The 23,050-nt window shown below is 51.7% G+C and carries 14 protein-coding genes; 8 read left to right on the top strand and 6 right to left on the bottom strand.

Translation table 11 applies throughout. The features are described from left to right. Window positions 1–344: 344 nt before the first annotated feature. From H7846_RS13680 to H7846_RS13650, 7 genes are all read left to right on the top strand, one after another. The gene (locus H7846_RS13680) at window positions 345–3,863 is read left to right on the top strand and encodes a carboxypeptidase-like regulatory domain-containing protein (RefSeq protein WP_186692792.1); all 3,519 of its coding nucleotides are present in this window, start codon (window positions 345–347) and stop codon (window positions 3,861–3,863) included. Between the two features lie 108 nt (window positions 3,864–3,971). After that, window positions 3,972–5,960: a glycoside hydrolase family 97 protein gene (locus tag H7846_RS13675; protein ID WP_186692791.1), complete on the top strand. Its 1,989-nt coding sequence runs from the start codon at window positions 3,972–3,974 to the stop codon at window positions 5,958–5,960. A gap of 106 nt (window positions 5,961–6,066) precedes the next feature. Beyond that, a complete protein-coding gene (locus H7846_RS13670) occupies window positions 6,067–8,262 on the top strand; it encodes an alpha-galactosidase (protein WP_255460644.1) in 2,196 nt (731 codons plus the stop codon). A 131-nt stretch (window positions 8,263–8,393) separates the two neighbouring features. Further along, window positions 8,394–10,742 carry a glycoside hydrolase family 95 protein gene (locus H7846_RS13665; RefSeq protein WP_255460643.1) on the top strand — a complete coding sequence of 783 codons (2,349 nt, stop codon included), beginning with the start codon at window positions 8,394–8,396 and terminating at the stop codon, window positions 10,740–10,742. Window positions 10,743–10,966: 224 nt separating this feature from the next. After that, a complete protein-coding gene (locus H7846_RS13660; RefSeq protein WP_186692788.1) occupies window positions 10,967–13,438 on the top strand; it encodes an alpha-galactosidase D in 2,472 nt (823 codons plus the stop codon). A 160-nt stretch (window positions 13,439–13,598) separates the two neighbouring features. Further along, window positions 13,599–14,765 (top strand): alkaline phosphatase family protein, encoded by a 1,167-nt coding sequence (locus H7846_RS13655; RefSeq protein ID WP_255460641.1) that lies wholly within the window; start codon window positions 13,599–13,601, stop codon window positions 14,763–14,765. A gap of 152 nt (window positions 14,766–14,917) precedes the next feature. After that, entirely contained in the window at window positions 14,918–15,979 is a 1,062-nt protein-coding gene (locus H7846_RS13650) for a hypothetical protein (RefSeq protein WP_186692787.1), read from the top strand. A 498-nt stretch (window positions 15,980–16,477) separates the two neighbouring features. On the opposite strand, the gene H7846_RS13645 is transcribed toward H7846_RS13650, so the two are convergent. The 6 genes from H7846_RS13645 to H7846_RS13620 all read right to left on the bottom strand — a co-directional run bounded on the left by H7846_RS13645 (window position 16,478) and on the right by H7846_RS13620 (window position 22,280). Continuing rightward, window positions 16,478–18,748: a TonB-dependent receptor gene (locus tag H7846_RS13645; protein WP_186692786.1), complete on the bottom strand. Its 2,271-nt coding sequence runs from the start codon at window positions 18,746–18,748 to the stop codon at window positions 16,478–16,480. Between the two features lie 116 nt (window positions 18,749–18,864). Beyond that, window positions 18,865–19,107 carry a hypothetical protein gene (locus H7846_RS13640; RefSeq protein WP_186692784.1) on the bottom strand — a complete coding sequence of 81 codons (243 nt, stop codon included), beginning with the start codon at window positions 19,105–19,107 and terminating at the stop codon, window positions 18,865–18,867. A gap of 354 nt (window positions 19,108–19,461) precedes the next feature. Next, window positions 19,462–19,689 carry an arginase family protein gene (locus tag H7846_RS18015; RefSeq protein ID WP_255461005.1) on the bottom strand — a complete coding sequence of 76 codons (228 nt, stop codon included), beginning with the start codon at window positions 19,687–19,689 and terminating at the stop codon, window positions 19,462–19,464. Window positions 19,690–19,865: 176 nt separating this feature from the next. Continuing rightward, entirely contained in the window at window positions 19,866–21,059 is a 1,194-nt protein-coding gene (locus H7846_RS13630; protein ID WP_186692782.1) for an aspartyl protease family protein, read from the bottom strand. A gap of 228 nt (window positions 21,060–21,287) precedes the next feature. After that, a complete protein-coding gene (locus H7846_RS13625; RefSeq protein ID WP_186692780.1) occupies window positions 21,288–21,767 on the bottom strand; it encodes a nuclear transport factor 2 family protein in 480 nt (159 codons plus the stop codon). A 135-nt stretch (window positions 21,768–21,902) separates the two neighbouring features. Further along, entirely contained in the window at window positions 21,903–22,280 is a 378-nt protein-coding gene (locus tag H7846_RS13620; RefSeq protein WP_255461004.1) for a VOC family protein, read from the bottom strand. 219 nt (window positions 22,281–22,499) lie between these two features. On the opposite strand from H7846_RS13620, the gene H7846_RS13615 reads away from it, so the two are divergent. Then, on the top strand, window positions 22,500–23,033 hold the full coding sequence (locus H7846_RS13615) for an AAA family ATPase (RefSeq protein WP_186692776.1): 534 nt from the start codon (window positions 22,500–22,502) through the stop codon (window positions 23,031–23,033). The last annotated feature ends 17 nt before the right edge of the window (window positions 23,034–23,050 follow it).

Raw genomic sequence — 23,050 nt, 5'->3', positions numbered from 1 at the left:
TGTAGATACCTCACTGAGGAATGCACACTGTATCCCTCAATCGAATTCGTGTACGTTACCGTATCATGAGTGACCACTCAATGATAAGGTCGTGTTGACTTGTCTGTGTTTAAATTCCAGTCAAAGCCGATATCGCCATTTCAGTACATCATTTGCCATCGATGCCGAGCCCGCTCTATTAGGGGCACTTTCTCTCATTTCGGCAGAAATTATCTAAAATTAAAGACACTATTGACATACGTTACCGTTCCGTATTAGCTTCGCTAGCACTTTGTTTTCTAGATTGTTTACGTGAACGAACACGTTTTTCGTTCCCAAAGCGTGTTCAGTAAAGGAAGGCCGCTATGTCCAGCTTTACGTCTCGAATCCCTAAGCTCCAAGCACTCTTTGCTGTGATCGCATTCATCATGAGTTTATTTGTTCTTCCCCAGATGCAGGCTCAGATGGATCAGGGAACCATTACCGGAGTGGTGACGGATCAGAGTGGTGCATTGATTCCAAGCGCAAAAGTAACCCTCATGTCAATGGATACCGGTCTCTCCTTCGAACGCCCGACGAATGCCAGCGGAATCTATGTGTTCTCTCCGGTGAAAATTGGGCGGTATTCCATTACGGTCTCTGCCGATGGATTCCAGACCTCCAAGCGGGAAAATCTCGTCCTCAATGTGCAAGCTCGTCTTGGAGTCAATTTTGATCTCAAGCCGGGGTCCGTAACAGATAGCATCACGGTGAACACAGCGCCGCCGCTGCTTGATACCCAAACGGGCGCGGTCGGACAGGTCGTCGATTCGAAGACGATCAATGAGACCCCCCTTAATGGTCGTAACTGGGTTTTCATTGCACAGCTTGCTGCCGGAGTGGCTCCCCCGCAGGGGCAGACACGAGGTTCTGGCAAAGGCGACTTTGTGGCGAATGGGCAGCGAGCCGAACAAAACAATTTCATCCTGGATGGAGTCGATAACAACACCAACCTCGTTGACTTCTTGAACGGATCGACATTTGTAATGCGACCTCCACCCGATGCTCTTGCTGAATTCAATCTGCAGACCAGCAACTATAGCGCCGAGTTTGGACATTCAGCCGGTGCCGTACTGAACGCCAGCATCAAATCAGGGACGAATTCTATCCATGGCAGTCTGTGGGAGTATTACCGAAGCGACAAGATGAATGCGCGCAATTGGAACGCGCTGACGGTTCCCGCATTTCATCAAAACCAATTCGGTGCAACACTCGGATTTCCTATCCTGAAGGACAAGCTCTTTTATTTCGGGGACATTGAAGCGAATCGTGTTTCGTTTGGCAGCCCGCAGGTTTATACAGTTCCAACAGCAAAGATGCGTACAGGCGATTTCACCGAACTGCTCAATCCTTCGCTGACAGGCTATAGCGGTCCGATCAATTTGTACCAACCTGGTTCCCGTGGAACGGTTCCGCTGGGTCAGTCTTGTGGACGTGCACAGAATGTCTTTTGCTCTTCAGATATCAATCCGACAGCGCAGAATATTCTGAATTTGTATCCATTGCCGAACGTTAACAATGGTCGAACTTACAACAACTACAACACCAACGTCGGTAAGCGCGATAACACGGTTCAGTGGGATCAGCGTCTGGACTGGAATATCAGCTCCAAAGATCAACTCTACGGGCGCTACAGCTATTTCCACGAAATCATCAACAACGGTCTCCCTTTTGGCCCAATTCTGGATGGGAGCGGTTATGGTGGTGAGCGGGACACTAACCTAGCGCAGAACGGGATGTTCAGCGAAACCCATGCATTTAGTCCATCGCTAACCAACGAGTTCCGTTTTGGTTACAACTGGGGCGTCTTCCGCTTCCTGCAACCCAATGCAAACAACTCTACACTCGCGTCGAGTCTCGGCTTGGGCAATGTCCCGTGTAGTCCATTTCAGTGTGGCCTACCCCAAGGCCAACTGCAGGGCACAGTGGGAGCCAGCTATTGGGGATCTGTAGGAACTTCGAATGAATCTCAGAATGTCTATCAAATTCTCGATAATATGACGAAAATCATCGGCAATCATTCGATGAAATTTGGGGTTGCCTTTCAGAATGTTCGCTTCTATTACACCTACGCGGAGGCTCCTAGGGGACAATACAACTTCAACGGTAGCTACACCAGCATGCCGGGTTCGAGCGCGACTAGCGGTATCGCCGACTTCCTTGCCAATCAAATGTCCAGCGCATACATTTCAAATGTCCCAGCGGTCCATGACCAACAGTGGTATGACTCGGTGTACTTCCAGGATGATTGGCGCGCAAGTTCGAAGTTGACGCTAAATCTTGGACTTCGCTGGGACTGGTATCAACCTTATGCGGAATCTCGTGATCAACAAGCGAATTTTGTTCTTACCGGTCCTGTCGGACTCGGTAGCAACGGAGTAGGTACGGGAACGGCAGCTTATCAATTGCCGAAGGGCGCGGAGCGTTACACGCTCAACCCCGCATTTGTCTCATTGCTCGCGGCCAATCACGTCGCAATTCAATATGTCGACAACGCACGTTTGCTCGAAGCGCAGAAGATCAATTTCGCGCCGCGTTTTGGTTTTGCTTATCAAATCAACTCGAAATCTGTGGTTCGGGGCGGCTACGGACTGTTCTATGGAGGTCTTCAGAGTCATGGGAACGGAAATCTCGGAGCAAACTATCCTTTCACATTGAACGCCAGCTATAACCAGCCTACTTGCAATGCCACAACCTGCAGCCCGCTTCCCTATACGTTGCAGTCCGGCCTGCCCGTCCTGAGCGCGAGTGCTGTTCCGACACAGCCAGGTTTTCACGCAACCGATCCGCGAATCAAAACCCCATATACTCAAAACTACAGCCTTTCGTTTCAGTATGCGGTGACTCCAGATCTTGTTGCCTCGATCGCCTATGTCGGTAATGTCAGCCGTCATCTTTCAACGTATTGGGCCCCGAACTCCTCTCTCGCGCTGGCGACCGCGGGTACCAACACCAATAATTTCAACCCATTTCCTACGCTTGGATGGACCGGGCAGATTCAGTACAGTGGTGTCAGCAACTACAACTCTCTTCAGGCCAAACTGGAGAAGAGATTTTCGCGTGGACTTTCGTTCTTGGCGACGTATACCTGGGCACACGCACTCGATGATTCAAGCTCCGCAGGCGGTCTTTCGAACGGTATTGGCGTACGTTCGTATTACCTGCTTGGAATTCCGTCAGAGTATACGAATTCGTCCTACGATATTCGTAACCGGTTCACATTCAATGGCAGTTATCAGCTTCCATTTGGTCTTGGCCGCGACTACCTTAACAAGTCACGTCTCATGGACGTCGCTGTGGGAGGATGGCAGATCAGCGCTACCTTCACGGGACAGACGGGGATTCCTTTGGGCGGTATCTCGCCAATCGGCTCAACGGCTGCAGGCGGATCGGCACGTGCTGTGAAGGTTAGTGATCCATTCCGTGCTGGAGGGACGGCCCCGACTGGCGGAGCTAGTTCCTGTCCAACGAAGGTGCGAACCAAGGATAATTGGTATAACCCGTGTGCGTTCGCGAATCCGTTGCCTGGAAATGCCATTTCGGCAAAGACATTGATCACTGATCCTACTCAGGCGCTCGCCTATCTGGGTGACAAACAGAATCTGATCTACGGACCTGGGTATTGGCGCGCCGACACATCGCTATTCAAGAATTTCGCTACCTTCCGCGAGCAATACCTTCAGTTCCGTGCTGATGCGTTCAACGTCTTCAACCATCCAACATTGAACAATCCGTCGAATACGAGTAACGGAAGCAATGGCGGTCAGATTACGGGCCCCAAGAATCTGCAGGCGAACGCCCCTGATGCTCGATTCCTACAACTTTCATTGAAATACGTTTTCTAGAAAGATCGAATCTTTATTGGGCAGAGGAAGTTAGGCACTCTGCCCAATTTTCTACGATAGGTCGAAGATTGACTTGAATTTAGAGTTGTTTCATGGAGCTTTCCAAAGATGCAATTGCGGCCTGTTGTCATTCTTTCCACTGTCCTCTTTCTCTTACCTGTAATGCCACTAGTCTCACAGGAAACCCTCTCGGTCATGTCACCGGATGGTCGCATCAAGATGGAATTTGATGTGAAGGATGCAACGAAGAACTCAGGTTCTCTCGAGTACTCTGTCCTTTTTAACGGAAAGAGCGTCATCAATAAATCTGCGCTTGGCCTCAATCTTGAAGGTGGGCCACCACTTGGATCCGACGTACGAATCGAGGGGGCTACCTCATCGTCTGGGATAGACGATTACCCCTTGCGCAATACGAAGACGAGTAAGGTGCATGATGCATATAACACCATCCGTATTCGCACGGTGGAATCCGTGGGCGCGAATCGAAAACTGGATATCGAAGCCCGGGCGTATAACGACGGTATTGCCTTTCGCTACCTTGTTCCCGAACAGAACAATATCTCCGATTTCAAGCTAAAGACAGAGGAAACGGAGTTTCGCTTTGCGGAAGACGACACAGCCTGGGTACTGGCCCTACCGAACTATCGCAGCAGCTATGAGAGTGAGTATGTGCGTCTCAACCTATCCTCTTTAAGCAATCAAGGAGGCGTCTCCAGCCATTTCCTGATCGGAACTCCAGTCTTACTGCATCAACCCGGTGTGGCTTGGATATCACTCATGGAATCTAACCTGGAGACGAATAGTTCGATGTACCTCACTAACCCTTCGGGGAACTGGGAGGGCCATTTGTTAACCGTGAAACTCTCTCCGCGATGGGATGATCCAACGTTCGCCGTTATTGGAAGCCTCCCACATTATTCAGCATGGAGGGTTCTTGGCATCGCCGATACTCCGGGAAAACTGATCGAATCGAATCTCCTGACAAACCTTAATCCACCGTCGCGCATTTCCGATACGAGTTGGATCCAGGGCGGGAAGGCCAGTTGGAACTGGTGGGTGGATAACGTCAGCAAGACGGGACGATCTGAGTTCACGACGGAGGTCATGAAGGAATACATTGACTTCTCAGCTGCAAACGGGTTGCCGTATTTCATGTTGGATGCCGGATGGTCGAAGTCGGATGACATCACCCAACTCAACGGTAAGATCGATATCCCGGAGTTGGTTCGTTATGGAACAGCCAAAGGCGTTAAGGTCTGGATATGGCTCTACTCCGGTTCCGTCATGAAACAGATGCGAGAAGCGTTTCCACTTTACGAAAAATGGGGTGTCGCGGGGTTGAAGATTGATTTCGTCAATCGCGATGACCAGGAAGGAATTCAGTTCTACTACGATGTTGCCAAACTAGCCGCAGAGCACCATCTCATGGTCGATTTCCACGGCTGCCGGACCCCGTGGGGCCTGCTTCGTACTTATCCGAATGTTCTGAGTTATGAGGCTGTCCTAGGATTGGAGAACAATAAAGTTGGACGAAGGGATAGCCCCGTTGATCGTACAATTTTTGCATCGACACGTCTGTTGGCCGGCCCGATGGATTTCACTCCTGGTGCATTTGACAATGCGACGGAGGACGCTTTCGTTGCGCGGAATGAAGCACCCATGGCGATGGGGACCCGAGCACAACAGCTTGCCCTTTACGTGATCTATGAAACCCCTTTTCCGATGCTTTCTGACAGCCCACAAAACTACGAGAATCAACCCGGTTTTCAATTCTTAAAAGATGTGCCGGTTGAATGGGATGAGACCCGTGTCGTCTCCAGTACACCCGGGGAAGATACCGTCATTGCCCGTCGCCACAACGATGACTGGTATCTCGGTGCCATGACGAACTGGCAACCCAAGACCCTTACCGTACCCCTCACTTTTCTTGGCAAAGGTGTCTATACGGCTGAAATGTATGAGGATGCAGCGGATGCGGCAACGCAGCCTAAACACCTACGGATCTCTACTAAATCTGTATCAAGTAGAAGCAATTTATCCTTGCAACTGGCGCCAGGTGGTGGAGCGGCCATCCACTTCTCAAGGAAAGATCGATAGCGACTGTCGTATTGGCCCCAATTAATATGGATGCGCTGGCGACAGTGTGTTTGCATTACGGATTACCTCAATTGCCATACTTGGCGAATAAACAATGGAGCGCGATTTGAAATATCTCACTTGGTTCATTCTTTTTATTGCGACTACGGCTTTGGGCCTCCAAAGCTCCGGTGAGACGGCGAAAGCCTCACAGCGCGTTTTCCGATTGGACGGAGGTGACGTGACTTATGTTGTTGGGATCAATGATTCTGGTCAATTGCAGATGGTCTACTGGGGGAAGCGACTTCCTGCTACGCAAGAATTTGCCTCTCCCAAACCAGTTCCGAGTGCTTCGTCATTTGACATGTCTTCGAACACAACACCTCAGGAATTTGCTGGATGGGGAGAAGGTCTCTATGTCGAACCGGATCTCAAGATCACCTTTCCCGATGGAAACCGGGATCTTGTCTTGAAATATGCATCGCATACGGCGAGCAAGGATGAACTGGATGTCGTCATGAAAGATATCTCTCGCGAGATCTATGTAAAAGTGCGATACCATATGGATCCCGCGACGGGCATTGTGCGTCGATCTGCGGAAGTCTCAAACCGTACGGGAGCACCGATCGCGATCGAACAGGTTGCGAGCGGAACATATCATTTGCCACGCGCCAACAATTATCAATTGCACTATGTGACCGGACGTTGGGCCGGTGAATGGGACTTACAAGCGCAACCTATTCATGGAGGGAAGACTGTTCTCGAGAGCCGCCGAGGAACAACGGGTTCACAAAACAATCCTTGGGTCATGATTGATCACACGACTGATCATGATCAGGATCAGGGAGACGTTTGGTTCGCCACACTCGGTTGGAGCGGTTCGTGGCAGATCGCTATCGAGCAGGACGCAGTGAAGGGAGTACGGATTACAGGTGGACCCAATACGTTCGATTTCTCCTATTACCTTAAGAGCGGTGAAACCTTCCAGACGCCTTACTTCTATGGAGGCTTTTCCGACCATGGTGTAGGAGGCGCTTCGCGCTTGCTTCATCGTTTCGAGGTTGATTCTTTGCTGCCTCACGCCCCACATCCTAAGCTGCGGCCAGTACTGTACAACTCCTGGGAAGCGACAACCTTCAACGTTAACGAGGCCGGCCAGATGGCGCTCGCTGAAAAAGCAGCCAGCATCGGCGTTGAGCGTTTCGTTATGGATGATGGATGGTTTGGCCAGCGTAATGACGACCATGCTGGACTTGGTGATTGGACTGTCAACACTGCGAAGTTTCCTCATGGATTGAAGCCACTGATCGATAAGGTGCATTCGTTGAATATGGATTTCGGGCTCTGGGTCGAACCGGAGATGGTCAATCCAAACAGCGATCTTTATCGTAAGCATCCTGACTGGGTTTTGAATTTCAAAGGCCGGCCTCGTACTGAAGGCCGAAATCAGCTTGTGTTGAACTTGGCTCGGAAAGACGTGCACGATTACGTGTTCCAGGTTCTGGATAAACTGCTAAATGAAAACGATATTGCCTTTCTAAAATGGGACTACAATCGCAACTGGTCTGAGCCAGGATGGCCTGCGGTTCCCATCGAAGAACAGAAGAATGTGTATGTCGACTTCACCCGCAATTACTACGACATTCTTCGGAAACTCCGCGAGAAACATCCAAATCTTGAGATTGAAAGCTGCTCCGGCGGTGGCAGCCGCGTGGACCTCGGCGTTTTACATCTCACAGACGAGGTTTGGCCGTCGGATAACACAGATGCCTACGATCGGCTTTTCCTTCAGGAAGGTTTCACGTATGCCTATACTCCAGCCGTTATGATGGCCTGGGTAACCGAATCGCCAACATGGGTTAACCACCGTACGCTTTCTCTGGATTATCGTTTTCTCTCGGCAATGCAGGGCTCACTTGGCATCGGTGCAGATCTGAACAAATGGACTGCAGAAGATTTTGCCATCGCGAAGAAGATGATTGCTACCTACAAGAGTATTCGAGAGACTGTGCAGCGAGGCGATCTCTACCGCTTGATGTCTCCTCGCGAGGGCGAGCAATCAGTGACCGAGAGTGTCTCGCGCGACGGTAAACAGGTCGTAACCTTTGCATTTCTTCATTCGAGTTCTCAACTGTATCCTTTTCCGCGTATTTATCTGCGCGGTCTTGATGAGGATGCAACCTACAAGCTAAATATCGTCGACGGGAAGATGCATGAAGATACACCTCAACAAGCGACAGGAGCTTATTGGATGCATCACGGTGCTGATGTCGACTTGAGAGGTGACTTTAAGGCGGCCATGTTTATTCTCGATCGGCAGTAAAAATGAAGAGATAACGACCACGGCCCTTCAGAGACCCGGCGAGAATCATAATCCGATCCTAGTGGTGAGGGATGAAAGGGAAGCATTCATTGTCGACAACAAGGCGCGAATTTTTACAAGCCGGAATCGCTATGACGGTTCTTCCGTCGGGAATGATGAAGTTGTCGCCTAAAGACACGAGTGTGACCCATGAGCTGTGGTATACATTGCCAGCGAGTCGTTGGCTTGAAGCACTTCCTGTCGGGAATGGGCGACTCGGAGGAATGATCTTTGGAGGAGTGGATCAAGAGCGCCTTGCGCTCTCAGAATCGACTGCATGGTCAGGTTCTTTTAGCTCGACCGACATGAATCCAGAAGCACGTGAACATATCCCGCGGGTTCGACAACTGCTATTTGACGGCAAATATGTTGAAGCTAGAGAGCTATGTCAGAAATATCTGCTGGTCAAGGCTTCTTCCTTCGGTACGAATTTGCCACTTCCTGAATTGCATCTGAACTTCCAAGGTAAGAAGGGCCATAAGGGTTACAGGCGTTCTCTCAATCTAGATGAAGCGGTGGCACGCGTAGAATTTCAGCAAGCGGGCGTGCAGTTTCAACGCGAGGTTCTTGCATCGCATCCGGACTCTGTGATCGCGATTCGATTGACAGCCAATCGATCCGGCAAGATCTCTTTTGATCTCGGGTTCGGAAAATCTAATTTGCCTATTGAGGTTCTTTCCGAAGGAAAGGACCTTCTTCTTATGCGTGGCCACGCCTATGAGCGACTGCATAGTAGCGGCCACGACGGGGTGACCTTTCAAATTCGGCTCAAGGTCCTCCTTGACGGGGGAGACTCTACTGCGCTCGATCAAGGCCTTAAGATTACGGATGCCAATGCCGTCACAATTCTGGTTGCAGTTGCGACCAGTTTTATGGGAGAAGATCCCGAGGTGGAATCGAAGCGGACTCTAGAACTGGTCGCAAAAAAAAGTTATTTAGAACTGAAAAGGGACCACATCGCGGACCATCAAAGGCTGTTTCGACGAGTCTCGTTGGACCTCGGAACAAGTAGCCATGAGGTGAGAACCCAGTCGACGGATGTACGCCGGAAAAACCTCGAAGGAGGGACTGCGGATCCGGAGCTTCTGGCTCTTTTCTTTCAATATGGCCGCTATCTCACGATTGCGGGCTCACGTACAAATTCTCCTCTCCCCTTGGCTTTGCAAGGGATATGGAATGACGGTCTAGCGAGTTCGATGGGATGGACCGATGATTTTCACCTAGATATCAACACGGAGCAAAATTACTGGGCAGCTGAGGTGTGTAACCTCTCAGAATGTCAAACGCCGCTCTGGAGCCTGATCGATGGTTTGCGCCAATCGGGCCGCCGCACGGCGCAAGAGATGTATGGAGCCCCCGGATGGGTCTGTCATACGGTTACAAATGCATGGCAATATACAGCTCCAGGCGCAGGGTTGGGTTGGGGATTATTTGTAACCGGAGGTGTATGGATCGCGCTTCAGATGTGGGAGCACTATGCTTTCACGAGAGACATAGAATTTCTGAGAACGAGAGCTTATCCGGTATTTCGCGAGGCGGCGCAGTTTTTTCTTGCATATATGGTCCCTGAGCCGAGGCATGGATGGCTTGTGACAGGGCCCTCGGACTCTCCTGAAAACTGGTATCTCACCCCAGATGGCCAGCGCTGTGCAGAGTCGATGGGAAACACCTGCGATCGCGTTCTTGTGTATGCATTGTTCAGCAAGTGTATTGAATCATCGTTGGTTCTTGACATTGATAAGGAGTTTCGCTCCGAACTCGAAGCGGCGCGTTCCAAGCTGCCTCCGTTTCAAATAGGGAGGCACGGGCAAGTGCAGGAATGGCTCGAAGACTTTGAGGATGCGGAACCAAATCATCGTCATACGAGTCACCTCATCGCCCTATATCCCGAAGATCAGATTTCACCTCGGACTACCCCAGCATTAGCACGAGCTGCAGAAGTTACGATCCAACGCAGAATGAATGCGCCGAATTGGGAGCAAAGTGAGTGGGGGAGAGCGAATCTGGTTCTTTACCATGCGCGATTACTCAAAGGCGATCTTGCCTGCAAGTATCTTGTTGGCCTGTTGGCCAAAGCGACGGATGATAATCTGCTGACTTTTTCCAGCGGTGGCGTCGCCGGCGCAGAACAGAATATCTTCGCCGTGGATGGAAATACCGCAGGAACCGCCGGCATAGCGGAGATGCTTCTCCAGTCCCAAGCAGGAGAATTACATCTTCTGCCCGCGCTTCCGGCCGCGTGGCCAGCGGGTCGGATCCATGGGTTATGTGCTCGCGGCGGATATCGGGTCGATATGGAATGGAGGAACGGCACCCTCCTGTCGGCGGCAATCTACAGCCAGCGATCGGGCAAGATTCCTGTTCGCTATGGCAATCGGGTCCTCGACCTGGCGGTTACAGCGGGGCAAGGGACGAGGCTGACCAGTAAAAGCTTTTCTTGATGAAAACGGTAGCGTACACGTATATGTTTTTATTGGTATATGTGGATTAATATCTTGACAAAACGTGTTCGTACACGTTTCATGTTAACCGAATTGAAAGCCGGAAACCTCTAGTATTTCGGATCACAAGAAGTTTCTCTGCTCCCGGTCAAAAACGAGATGGCAGGCGAGTCTCGCGTGTCTGCTGAGGTTGTACTCCTATTGCTATCAGAGGACGTGATTGTATGAGACTGCGCTATTTCTCCCTTCTTACCGTAGTGACCGGGGTTGCCACTTTCCTGCCTTGTGCGAGCGCGCAGGTCAATAACTCAGGCCAGAAACCTTATCTCGGTTGGAGTAGTTTCAGCCAGCAGACCGTCCAAGGGAACTTTCTGACCCAAGCGAACATGATTACGCAATCCGATGCACTCAAAGCATCAGGTCTTGAGGAGCATGGCTTTGTCTACATCAATCTCGATTCTGGTTGGCAAGGGAGCTTCGACCAGAACGGACGGCCTATTCCGAACAGCACAACTTTCCCGGATATCAAGGCACTGGTGGACCATATTCATGCCAATGGTCAGAAGGCCGGGATCTACTGGATACCTGGTATCGAGCAGCCGGCGGTCGACGGCAACTACCCCATCCTTGGCACACCCTATCACACGCAGGATATCGTCGTGACACCGCTTGCGAAGGGAAATGCCTTTGCTGGTAACCCGCCCTATCCTTATCACGACAAGATAGACTTCACCAAGCCGGGAGCACAGGAGTATATCGATTCGGTCGTCGCGCTCTTTTCGTCTTGGGGTTTCGATTTCATCAAGCTTGATGCAGTGACGCCAGGTTCCTATTCGAACGACCTTTCTATCGATAACCGAGCCGATGTTGAGGCATGGTCGAAGGCGATTGCCAAAACCGGACGACCCATCTGGTTGACTGTTTCCTGGCAACTTTCCCAGGATTATGCTTCCGTTTGGCAACAGTGGTCGAATGCGCGTCGTATTGATGATGATGTGGAATGTGAAGGACGTTGCGCCACGCTCACCAACTGGCCGCGCATCGTCCTTCGTGAGTATGACGATGTAGGGTGGCAACATGAAGCGAGCACCGCTCTTGGATGGAATGACATGGACACGCTTGATGTCGGCGATGGCACGCTCGATGGCCTCTCCGATGAAGAAAAACAGACCGCGATTACCATCTGGGCTATGGCGAACTCCCCGATGTATCTCGGTGGGGATCTCACTAAGCTCGATGATTTCGCTAAAGCGGCTTTCACGAACGATGAACTCATCGCTGTTGATCAGTCGGGTCGTCCTGCAGTGCAGGTGACGGGAGGTTCCCAGCCCGTATGGATCTCCAAACAAGAGGACGGCAGCATCTATGTTGCTCTCTATAACTTGAATGGCCTCCCTAGCAAAGTCACGGTCCGTTGGAGCGATCTAGGTTTTCGCGCTGCCGTGGCCGTGCGCGATGTGTGGAACCGTATCAACCTCGATCCATCTCCCGTCGCATTTACGACGACGGTCCTCGGTCATGGTTCGCGTTTGTTAAAGGTCACCCCATTTGGTACGACGACAACCCCGGTTGGCCAGATTTATGAAGCGGAATCGGCAACCTTGAGTGGCTCCACGTATGTTTCCTCCTGTTCAGCTTGTTCTGGTGGAGCGAAGCTGAGCTATCTCGGGGCTTCACCTACGAGCAACAATGCGACCTTCAATGTCTACGTGGAGAATGCTGGAACTTATCGCATGGAAGTGGATGCGATGACACAAGGCCCCCGAGCTCTGGTATACGTCGTGAATGGAACTCACCCGGCGACACTAAACATGGGGGGAGGCAGCTTCAATCTGCCACAAGCCATAACGGTGCCCGTTACGCTGGTAGCCGGGAATAATACGATCACTTTTGGCAATCCCGGAACCTACGCTGCAGATCTCGATCGCATCGTCATCTTGGGGAATGGAAATGCGATTGCGCCGGATTTCACGACCTACGAAGCGGAGGCAGCACAACTTAGTGGCACAGCCAGCGTTGGGGGATGCAGCTTCTGTTCCGGAGGAGCCTATGTGGGGAATTACGGCGATGGTAGTCAGAATGCGGTAACCTTTCCCAACGTTACGGTGGCTGAAGCTGGCATGTACCAGCTTGAGGTGGATTACACCACCAGTGGCCCACGCACGTTCTATATCTCTGTCAATAATGGCCCAGCAACTGCCTTGGAGGTGAACGGAAGTACCTTCGATTCGCCTGTCCCTGTCTTACTTCCTGTTCAGTTGAACGTTGGAGCGAACAAGATCGTGATCACCAATCCCAATACTGGGGGCTATGCGCCAGGGCTCGACAGCATTACCGTCGGACCGATGGTGGGATCTTCCAACCTTGCGGCATCCATTATCCGTAAGACTGGTGTCGATCGACTCCGCGTCTGGCAGTTCGCGATCACCAATACTGGGAACGCGCCTGCACAGCACAGTTGGTTGAACAGCTTCATCCTTGTTCCAACGATGGAGGGGACTGGCTGTCAGGCGAAACTCGGTCTTCCTACGCCACTCCCACTCGGGGTAATTTCAAGCGGTGCCACCCGAAGGATTGATCTGCCCGTGATCTTCTCCCCACTCTGTCAGGACACCCAGACCTATCGCGTCAGCGCGATCTTTTCGGCCAACAACGGAGCAGACGTGGGTAGCCTTATGTCCACGGAAACCCGTTAACCAAAGCTCATATGGCCACTTCTCTCATCCCGATGCGTCTCTGGGCTTTGCGAAGAACAGCGTCTCCTTTCTGCTTCTTCTATTTTGCTCCTCCTTGAGAGACGCATCGCGCGTTAGACTATCAGGCCGATGGATTTGTGTTTTGGTAGGAGATCCAATTTTGAATCGAGTTACGTTGGCTCCGTATGATTCGATCATTTCAGCTGCACAAGCGCTCAACCGACGCCGCTTTCTCCAGTCGGTGGCTAAGGTTGGTGCGGCTTCAGCATGGATGAGCTTCTCGCCTCTTCGGGCAACAATCTCTCCCGAACGTCCCGAAAAGGTTATCGTCGTGACCTTTGGGGGAGGTGCGCGTGACGAAGAGACCTTTGCTCCAGAAGGACAGCAATACATTCCTCACCTCGTGGGTGAGTTAATTCCCCAAGCGACATTTTTTACTCAGGTCGTGAACCGCGGCATTCTTGGCCACTATGTGGCTACGGCCAGCCTAGCCACCGGCTGTTATGAAACCTTCAACAACTTTGCTCCGATCTCACCTGCCAATCCCACAATCTTTGAATACTACCGTCGTGATCGGCGTCGTCGAGCCTTCGATGCTTGGGTCATTGCTCCAAGCAATGGATTCAATCACATTGGAGAGAGTAGGCACCGTCTCTACGGCAAAGGCTTGGGAGCAACAGTAGTGCTGCCGAAACAGCTTTTAGAGGTGGCGAACGGTAATCGAGGGATGGATTACGAGCATTTACTCCGGGATAACTATGAATCGATTGTCCAACTCCCATCCGATAGCGAGCATGTGATGTCTGCGCGTGATCTGACAGAGTTATTGCAATTTTCAATGGCCGACTTTCTTGCACACGCGCGGACGATTAGAAGTCCGGATGAGTTGTCACTTTATATCGCACAGCATGTGATGCAAAAGATCGCACCGAGCTTCATGTGGATCACGTTCCACGATATCGACATCGCACATTCCGGCGCCTTCTCGCTTTATACCGATGCGATCCGACGTTCAGACCGGCTCTGTGCCGAACTCTGGCAATCTATCCAGAATCATCCCGAATATAAAGGGAAAACCGCTTTATTCATACTGCCGGATTTCGGGCGGGATAGCGATACAGATGCTGGTGGCAACGGTTTTCAGCACCATCGTACCGGTGATGCTCTCTCGCGCACAACCTGGATGATGGCTCTCGGCCCAAATATTCGGGAGAATATAACCATCGATCGCCCCGTTGAATCTATCGATCTTGTTCCGACGCTTGCAGCGATGTTGCAATGCAACGCCCGTTTTGCCCAGGGACGCCCTCTGCATGAGGTTCTTTGATGATCGGATCAACGAAAGTCCCGGACTTTTCTTCTTACCCACCGCAAGCACGGCAACTCATGTCGGAACAGCTATCTCTCTTATGTTCTCTGCCAATTTCATTTGCTGTTCTACTCGCTCAGGAAATTAGTTCTTATGACTGGAGGTTTCCGGTGGAACAGGCTGCGTTACAGGCCCAACTAAAGTGGCTGCAACCGCCGAGACAAGAACGGTTGCAGCAGATTCTGGATAGCTTCAGCCGATTGGTGATTTCACCTGAGCTGCAACGTTATCCATGGCTTTCGCAGCCAAAGCTATTCGTAGAGAAGCTGACTGCCTATCTATGGACTTCGGGTTCGATCGACGCCTTCCGAACTGCAGCGATCCAATACGGTCGATTCGTTGATGAACTTCAGACTGCAGCGGCTCCAACTCAGAAGAGACTTTGTGTTGTCGTGATAGGCCGTGATGCTCAACCAGATGAAGTGCGGCTATTCAGTAAATTGAGACCATACGGCACCTACTTTGCCAATATTGATCCGAGTCGCGGACTCGAACAATGTTTTGCTGTTCTTCACGAAAGGGCGATGGCCAATCGTATGCCGTATGGTCATTGGTATGTGGATGGAGGTATCGCCGAGGCAGAAGGCTTCGTGGACGGTACCATCACAACACTCTCCTATGCGGCCCTTGCACCTCTCCGAGAAGCCATACTTAGCGAGATGCATCGTGTTCGCCTCTCTGGTACAAGTGGACCAGAAGAACTTCGGAGTATGTTGGCTTTGTTAGAGCCATCTCATCTTGCACGATCGGTCGAGGGGCAGAGTCCTCTTCTACAACATTTTCAAATGAGTCTTCTTACAGAAGGTTCAGGAACCCAACTCTTCAGCACGACGTTCGTACAGTGGTCAGCTCGAGAGATTCTGCGACGTGCCCAGCCTCAGACCGTGTTGTTGCGCTATCAGCCGAGGCAGGTTGAACAGCCCATGAATGATCTTGTGCAAGCCAGCCATAATGCGCAAGAGTTGGACCCCGCAGGATCGTTGATCGATGCCGACATGGGTGCCTACTATACATGGTTGAATCTGAATCGTTTATCCGGCGCTGCGAGTTCCATGTTTGTGGCATGGTTTGAAAATCAACGTGTTGCTATGGTAATTGCTCCCGGAATGGCGCAAAATACTGTCTCAACGCAACGATGTACGTTAGATCAAATCTTCCGTTGGTTACTTTAACTATATTGAAACACGATGGACAGAACTCCATCGTCTCAATACATCATGTCTACAGTCCTCTCGGATTCGAATCATTACTGAGATGGCGAGCAACGTTTGTGTCATCCCTCCTATTGTTGATGCGATGCAGGAGTTCAAAGTGCAGTCTCACGACGATAAGGTCAAGTATGAAATTGTATTCGGTGGAATCATCAAGATGGCTACAAGGAGCGAACAAATCCGCTTCACAGTGCAGCCTCGGAATTTGTAAGAAACAATATCTTCGATGCTCGTGATACCTTCCCGTGATCAGGACAGAACGGGCCCGCCGGATTCAAGCGAAGGGGGACCGCGCGCTTATGCCTGGTGTTTCCCACTTTGTGTAGCGTCGTTTCCAGCCTCGTGTTGAAAACATCTTCAGTTACATCGTTCAGAAGAATTGTCTGGTGGGGACGCTGAAATAATTCGGCCCGAAGAGCAACTCGCCGGTTGTTGCTCTGGCTAGATCGATTCAGATTATTAGTAGTGAAAGCGATAGCGAATCTCGCCATAGATTTCACGTGGATCGTTATAGTGAAAGCCGCCAAATGTGAGGCTGTTGTCCAGTAAAACTCTTCGGTTGCCAACGTTCAGCGCATTCACTGAAATTATTGTCCGTTCACCGATGCTCTTCCCAATGGCGAGATCGAGGGTCGTATGCTGTGAGAGATACTCGTCTGGGTATTGTTCGTTGGGCGAGCCATTGTGAAAGCCTGAGCCATAGTACACATTGGTCGAGGCAAACGCACGAAAGGGTAATGACGTGCTGTAGCCTACGTTAAGCGTATTGCGTTGGTCGTGGTCGAGTGGGCTGTAGGTAAAATCTGCCGCGCAGTCCCGTGATGCGATTGGATAGCATACAAGGCCGCCCGCGATGGCTCCCCGTTGTTCACCAATCTGGTTAGAGTAGGCAAGGTGTGCCTGGCCGCCATGCCATAGACGCGGAGAACGGAGTGTTAGTTCCCATCCTCGGATGAGCGCGCCATCGATGGTTATCGGGTAGTAGATGCTAGATTCGCCGACGTTCGAGTGGTCCAGAAAATTGTTGGCCCGCGTCTTGAAGGTGTCGGCATCGAGCAGCCAACCGCGAAGAGGAATCTGCACCCCAAATTGATGTTCCTCATCGCGCTCACCGTGCAATGGCAGAAAGGTAGTGTTCTGACTGTTAGCGTAATTAACGATGGGGCCTGAAGCGGTCAGCAACGGCGGCGGTTGGTAAAAGCGTCCATAGAAACCGCGGAAGACCCAGTGGAGCTTCGGCACTTGGAGTGCGGCGCCCACGCGAGGGTTTGTCGCGTCTTCAGTGAAGGTGCCACTGAAGTGAGACTGACGCAAGCCGGCGATCAGAGTAAGCCACGACGTCACTTTATAGTTGTCGGAGACGAACTCCTCGAACACGCCGCCGGTCGCAGAATCGTTGAGCTTAAAGTTCGGATAGCTCCCATCGTTGAAGATAGAGCCATACGCGTAGCTGTCATGTTGGCCGAACGAGTAAAAACCTGCCTGCAACGTATTACCCGCGATGATTGTGGTGATGGACGCCTGAACGCCGGCATAGCTGGACACACGATCGGATGTAGTAGCAACCGGTAGATCATTGATGTTCGGCTGGTAGTTTGCCCGGTTGTAGTGATAGAAGGGTGATGCCTGCAGCAATGTTGAAGCGCTGAAGGTGTGCGCCCAGGTAAAGGCCACGATGCCGTCTGTCTCATGTTGTCCGTCGCGCAAACCACTGGAATCGTATTGCTGGTTCTCTGCACTGTCCGGATCGGGATCGTATGGGATTTGGTAATAGTCAGTGCGGAGTTGAGTAATAAGCCTGAGCTGATCCTGTGGAGTCCGGTTGTAGATGAACGAAGCGAAGCCGCCATAGCCGTTCGCTGCATTGTGATACGCCTTGGCAATCGGGGGAGAGAGGCCGTAATCGCTGCGATTTCCATTCACGCTTGTGTAGTACGCAAATTTTTCGGTATGACTGCCAAAGTTTATCTGGTCATTCGTCTGGAAGAAGCTGCCAAGACTTAGTACGATTTCGCCCTCATTGTTTCGTTCGAAGCCGGTTCTGGGCACGACATTGAAGACTCCATAGGTTCGATCACCTACATCGGAGTTGTAGCTTCCGCGCTGAACTTCGAGATAGTCGATGTCTTTGGGATCAATCTGAGCGCCTAAATTGCTCGCGATATTGGTGTTGGGAATCTGTACGCCATCGATCTGCCAGCTCACCTGATGGCCGCCACGCATGTGCAGCATGTCGTGAGTAATATAGGCCCCGGGCACAAAGTTGGTGATCATCTGCAGGCTGTTGGTTCGGTCAGCTCCCGGAGTCCGGGCGATATCGATACGGCCTACAAGCGTGGTCGGTGTGACGGAGTCGACATTTGCCGTTCCACTCTGAGTCGAGACCGTAACAGATTGCTTTACGCTCCCAACTTGCAACTCAAAATGCAGAAGGGGCGAGGTATTCGATGCCAGTGTAATCGTTTGTTCAAGAGTACTGAATCCAGTCTGGCTGACGGTGATGACATACTCTCCAAGTGGAATGGCGGTCAGATGGAAGCTGCCCTCTTGATCGGTTTGTCCGGACACCGCGAAATCCGAATGCACCGCGTGGATCGTGATTTTCGCTCCGCTGACAGGGCGGTGCTGAGGATCGTGAACGATGCCCTGTATTTGTCCAAAGATAGTGGCGTGAGCAGCCTGACTTTGAAATAGCCAGAGGAAGATGAGGTAGTACGCTAATCGGCGCATGAAACGATCTCCTCGTCACGGAGATGTGACGATCTGTATTCCGAATCCATAGCAGCAGCTTGCTGCATGCCGATTCGGAAGGCGAAGAGCGAAACTAAGCTACTGCAGGAGAAACGTTAAGAGAGGATTGTGGGAGGTCCACGCTTTGAGCGAGAACGGTCGCGAGAGATGCGCCGTTTAGATTCCGTCTGCGCTACACCACAAGGATGACGGACTAGCGATGCGAAGATGGCTCCTACTGGAGGGGCTGTGTAGAGCTCTGAGTGCGGAACAGCTGCAACTCCGGGATAGTAAGGACATTTCTGAATCGGAGCGCTGAACTGCGGATCGTCCAGAACAAGCTGGCTATGCTCGCTCATGCTTATCATGCAGTGATGTTGACCGTTGCGCCGGCAGCACGCAGGCAGGTTCGTCTCGCTCGTCTCAGATATCGCGAAGAACGATGATACGAACGGCAAGCCGAACATGGCCAGCAACGCAATGGCTAAGAGCTTTCGCAATAGCTTGATTGAAGCGCATCCTTACTGTGTTGGCAAGTGCGAGAACGGATGTCGCTGACAAATGGCCGTGTATCGGCATTTGTCAGCGGATTCAAATTCACATCAACTCAAACGCCAAAGATTTCGGCATCTCAGTGATCTCATTTCTCTAGTAAGGCTTCGATTGCTTTCGTGAACTCGCCCTTGTTGCCAAACCTTCTTTCACCTTCCGGATCACACCTTACGATCAATCAGAAATGTGACGGGGAGAGACTTGGTAACGCCATAGCCACCTTCGAGCACAGAGACGATACGCCCATCCGCTGTCTTGGCCGTCAGATCAAGCAGCTTGGTGGTTACCCATGCATAGTCTTCTTCTACGAAGTTGAGGTTACCCAACGGATCGCGCTCATGGGCGTCGAAGCCCGCTGAAACCAGAGCCAGATCAGGAGCGAATTCCAGCGGCTTCAGGGCGACGCGAGAATTGCGTTCATACAGTGTCAGAGATCGAAATTGCTGCCTGCTATCACCGCAATGGGGCCTTCCACGAGAAGACCCGTTATTGCCAGGCGATCTCGGGGAAATACTCTAAGTTTATTAGGGATCGAGGCAAAAATAGCGACCGGTAAACCCGAGGATTAATGCTTCGCCGGAACGTTAAGCGGTGCCCCTAAACTGAATGTCATTTTGGTGAAGTCCAGTGTGAAGCTTTCGAAACCTGCCACAAAATCTTGTCCGAGATTTCCATACAATTCATCTCTATCCGATCCAATTTTTTTTGGAAAGACCGGTACATTGTGCAATGTTGCGACCCGTGTTCCAACTTGCAAGTCGAGCTGTGGAACAACAAAGACTTTTCTGCGTAGCGTCCCACCACCACCTCCGGTGGTATTTTCTGCCGCCTTCCAATCTTTCGAATTGCTGTGAAACTGTTCGTAATAGCGAATCGAAAGAACAGTGCCACTTGCACCGGTGTCGAGGGGGAATGGCAAAACCACGCCCTGAGTTTTGCATTCAATCACGGGTTGTAAATACTTCATGTACATTTGTGTTCCGGCCATTCCGGGACTAGCCGTAGGGCCTGCTTTAAAAGAACCGTCGTGGGAAAAGGTGATCACACCCATTGCCTGGAATACCGGATACCCGATAATCCCATTGATCTGATATGTCTTATCGGGCAGTTTAATGTTCAAGTCAACATCATCCAGAATGAGCACAACCACATTGCGCATCATAGCGCCGCCCACTTTCAGCATTGGGATCAAAGCTACTTGCAGCGGACTTTCCATTCCGGTCACGCCTGACATTACCTGACCAAACCCCGGAAGAGGATGAAGCCCCAGCCGCTTGGCAAAGCTTCGGCTGACAACGGACTGGTTCGCACCAGTATCCAGCAGCCACTTCTCTCGAACTCCATTAGTGTTGAGTTCAGTTACCAAGGAGCCAATCGCGTTCCGTTCCGTCTTCAGGTGAGTCGATCCTTGCCACGTAATTGTCTGGGTTGGAGCGCCGCCCAATAGATGGGCCACGCCTGCATCCTCTTTTGTTCCCTTCAACTGATCTCCGCTCAACTGGTCGGAAAAGTGTGCCAACAGATCGTCGTAAACTTTGGCAGCATCGGCGTAGCGGAAAGTCTTGTTGTAATCGTCCGCCAGATGTTCCAAAGCCACTGCGGCGCGATCTTTGCGCGATGCCCTAATAGCGAGTAAGGCGCGGTTCAGTAATCGAATCGATTCATCCACCCGGCCGGTGCGGTTTGCCAGCACGCCCTCAAAGTAATCGCGTTCAGGCCCCGATTTCATCGTTCGCAGGGATGCTTCAAGCTCTCCCATTCTGAACTCTCTTACATAGAGATCCGGTTTGCTTGTGGGCAAAGCGTCTTCACCTGAAGTCGCCGCGTAGAGTGGCATCCGGAGATGAGAGACCAAACATAGCAGCGCCGCTGCTCTAACAAGGAGAGTACAACTTCGAAGAAGCAATCTGTTATCCCCTTCCACTTGCCACAATCATATTGTTCCGAATCGTTGAGTGTGTCTTTTCAATACGGAAGACCTGCATCATCACTCCATCAGTGTGTCTGGCTGAATCGCGACTTTCTCTGCCCTCTGTACCGCCGCAGCCATGCGCTCCGCCAAATCGCGAGTGTCCCAGTAAACGCATGCCTCGTACATCTTGTCGCCACGAATGTTGAAGCGGTCCACGCCCGTCCACGCCAGATGCTGTCCGGCAACAGTCGCTTCTGCCTTCCACTCCACCATCACGGTGTCCCCGGTGGGTGCCCATCGCACGACATCCAGCCGCAGATCTGGAAGCGTCTGCAGAATACCCCGAAAGTGCTCCACGACGCCCTCGCGGTCGGCTGGTACGGTCATGGGTGGAATGAGGTTTCTCGTATCAGGGTGCATGAGATCGCGCAGAGCGTCGGCATCTGGCCGATTCCATCTCGCTGCGAAGCGGGCTACGATGTCACGCGCTGCCGCCAACTGCTCATCGGATGGTGGCACGTAAACATCGAAAGCTGCTTTTTGGATATCGGACATTCTACTTCTCCAACAAGAGACTGTTTGGCGGACGATGCGGTTGACCTACCGTTAGAGATACGAACCACCCATCCGAGTTGGTCATTGAATAATCGGGGAAATGCTGCCAGATTTGCTCATGCATTTCCAAGACGACTACTGGAACGAAACCTGACGCAGCGAAACACGATTGCCATCCGGATCCACTGCGGTTGCACGCAGGCCATATGGATAGCTCTCCGGCTTGGCTTCGAGCAAACTTACACCACGCGCCTTCAGCTCCTCGAAGGTCTTTCGTAAGTCATCGGTCTGAAGGAAGATAACGCCAGCAGCCGCATTCGCGGGAAGGTCCGGAGTTGGAGTCCCTTTGCCGCCAGTGCCTGGCCAGAGAATCACATTGTGGTCCCCGCCTTTGAGACCAATCAAAACAAATCTGCCTTCTGGTCCAGGGTTGTCTGCGCGTTTCTCAAAACCCAATAACTCGTAAAATTTCAAAGACCGATCTTGATCCGATACGAACACCGTCGAAAACATGATTTTGCTAAACATGAAGATTCTCCGCTCCGAGTTGATGATTTCTACTTGTCAAGACGACTTAGCCGTGATCGATGTGACATGCGTGCGAAGGAAAGCGCAAAAACCCTCTTCACTCGGGGAGCCGCGGACAGAAGAGCAAGGCGTACATGTCACATCGCCAAGTTCTGTGTCGTCTTGGTTGTAGTAGCAAAAACATCCCAGATACACGAGCGCAAGATGTTCAGACCCGGAGAAATCATTATCCTGACCGGAACACCTGGTTCAGGCAAAACGACCGCCGCGAATAACATCGCGCAACTGCCCGGCAGCCCAAAGGTCCACCTGCATTCGGACGACTTCTGGCATTTCATCAAAGCAGGTTCGATTCCACCGTGGCAATCCGACGCCCACAGCCAGAATGCAACAGTGATCGACGTCCTGGCCGGGGCTGCGGCCCGCTATGCGAAGGGCGACTACTTCGTACTGGTGGATGGCATCATTGGGCCCTGGTTTCTGGACGCGTTCCAAAATATTGGAGCAATTCTGCACTATATCGTCCTTCGTCCCGATCTGGAGGAGGCAATCAGACGATGCCGCGAACGAGGCGGTGACACCCTTTCAGATCCCGTGTCAATCTCTGCGCTGCACCAGCAGTTCGGAAATTTGGGCGTTTTGAAGAACCATTCGCTGTCGGTGGCAGGCCTAAGCGCTGACGAAACCTGCGAAGCAATCGGAAAGGCGGTGAAAAGCCAGCGCTTCCGGCTGAGATAGACCTAAGAGTGTTTGAG

Origin of the sequence: Edaphobacter sp. 4G125 (assembly GCF_014274685.1) — a bacterium.
In the GTDB taxonomy this organism is placed as follows: Bacteria; Acidobacteriota; Terriglobia; order Terriglobales; family Acidobacteriaceae; genus Edaphobacter.
The sequence above is the reverse complement of the archived record's forward strand: the minus strand, read 5'-3'. Positions and strand labels throughout refer to the sequence as shown.

What these genes read in the sequence shown, in the direction of transcription:
- H7846_RS13680 (WP_186692792.1), top strand. Translation starts at nt 345, where the DNA reads ATGTCCAGCTTTACGTCTCGAATCCCTAAGCTCCAAGCACTCTTTGCT.
- H7846_RS13675 (WP_186692791.1), top strand. Translation starts at nt 3,972, where the DNA reads ATGCAATTGCGGCCTGTTGTCATTCTTTCCACTGTCCTCTTTCTCTTA.
- H7846_RS13665 (WP_255460643.1), top strand. Translation starts at nt 8,394, where the DNA reads ATGACGGTTCTTCCGTCGGGAATGATGAAGTTGTCGCCTAAAGACACG.
- H7846_RS13660 (WP_186692788.1), top strand. Translation starts at nt 10,967, where the DNA reads ATGAGACTGCGCTATTTCTCCCTTCTTACCGTAGTGACCGGGGTTGCC.
- H7846_RS13645 (WP_186692786.1), bottom strand. Translation starts at nt 18,748, where the DNA reads ATGCGCCGATTAGCGTACTACCTCATCTTCCTCTGGCTATTTCAAAGT.
- H7846_RS13640 (WP_186692784.1), bottom strand. Translation starts at nt 19,107, where the DNA reads ATGAGCGAGCATAGCCAGCTTGTTCTGGACGATCCGCAGTTCAGCGCT.
- H7846_RS13630 (WP_186692782.1), bottom strand. Translation starts at nt 21,059, where the DNA reads ATGGGAGAGCTTGAAGCATCCCTGCGAACGATGAAATCGGGGCCTGAA.
- H7846_RS13625 (WP_186692780.1), bottom strand. Translation starts at nt 21,767, where the DNA reads ATGTCCGATATCCAAAAAGCAGCTTTCGATGTTTACGTGCCACCATCC.
- H7846_RS13620 (WP_255461004.1), bottom strand. Translation starts at nt 22,280, where the DNA reads ATGTTTTCGACGGTGTTCGTATCGGATCAAGATCGGTCTTTGAAATTT.
- H7846_RS13615 (WP_186692776.1), top strand. Translation starts at nt 22,500, where the DNA reads ATGTTCAGACCCGGAGAAATCATTATCCTGACCGGAACACCTGGTTCA.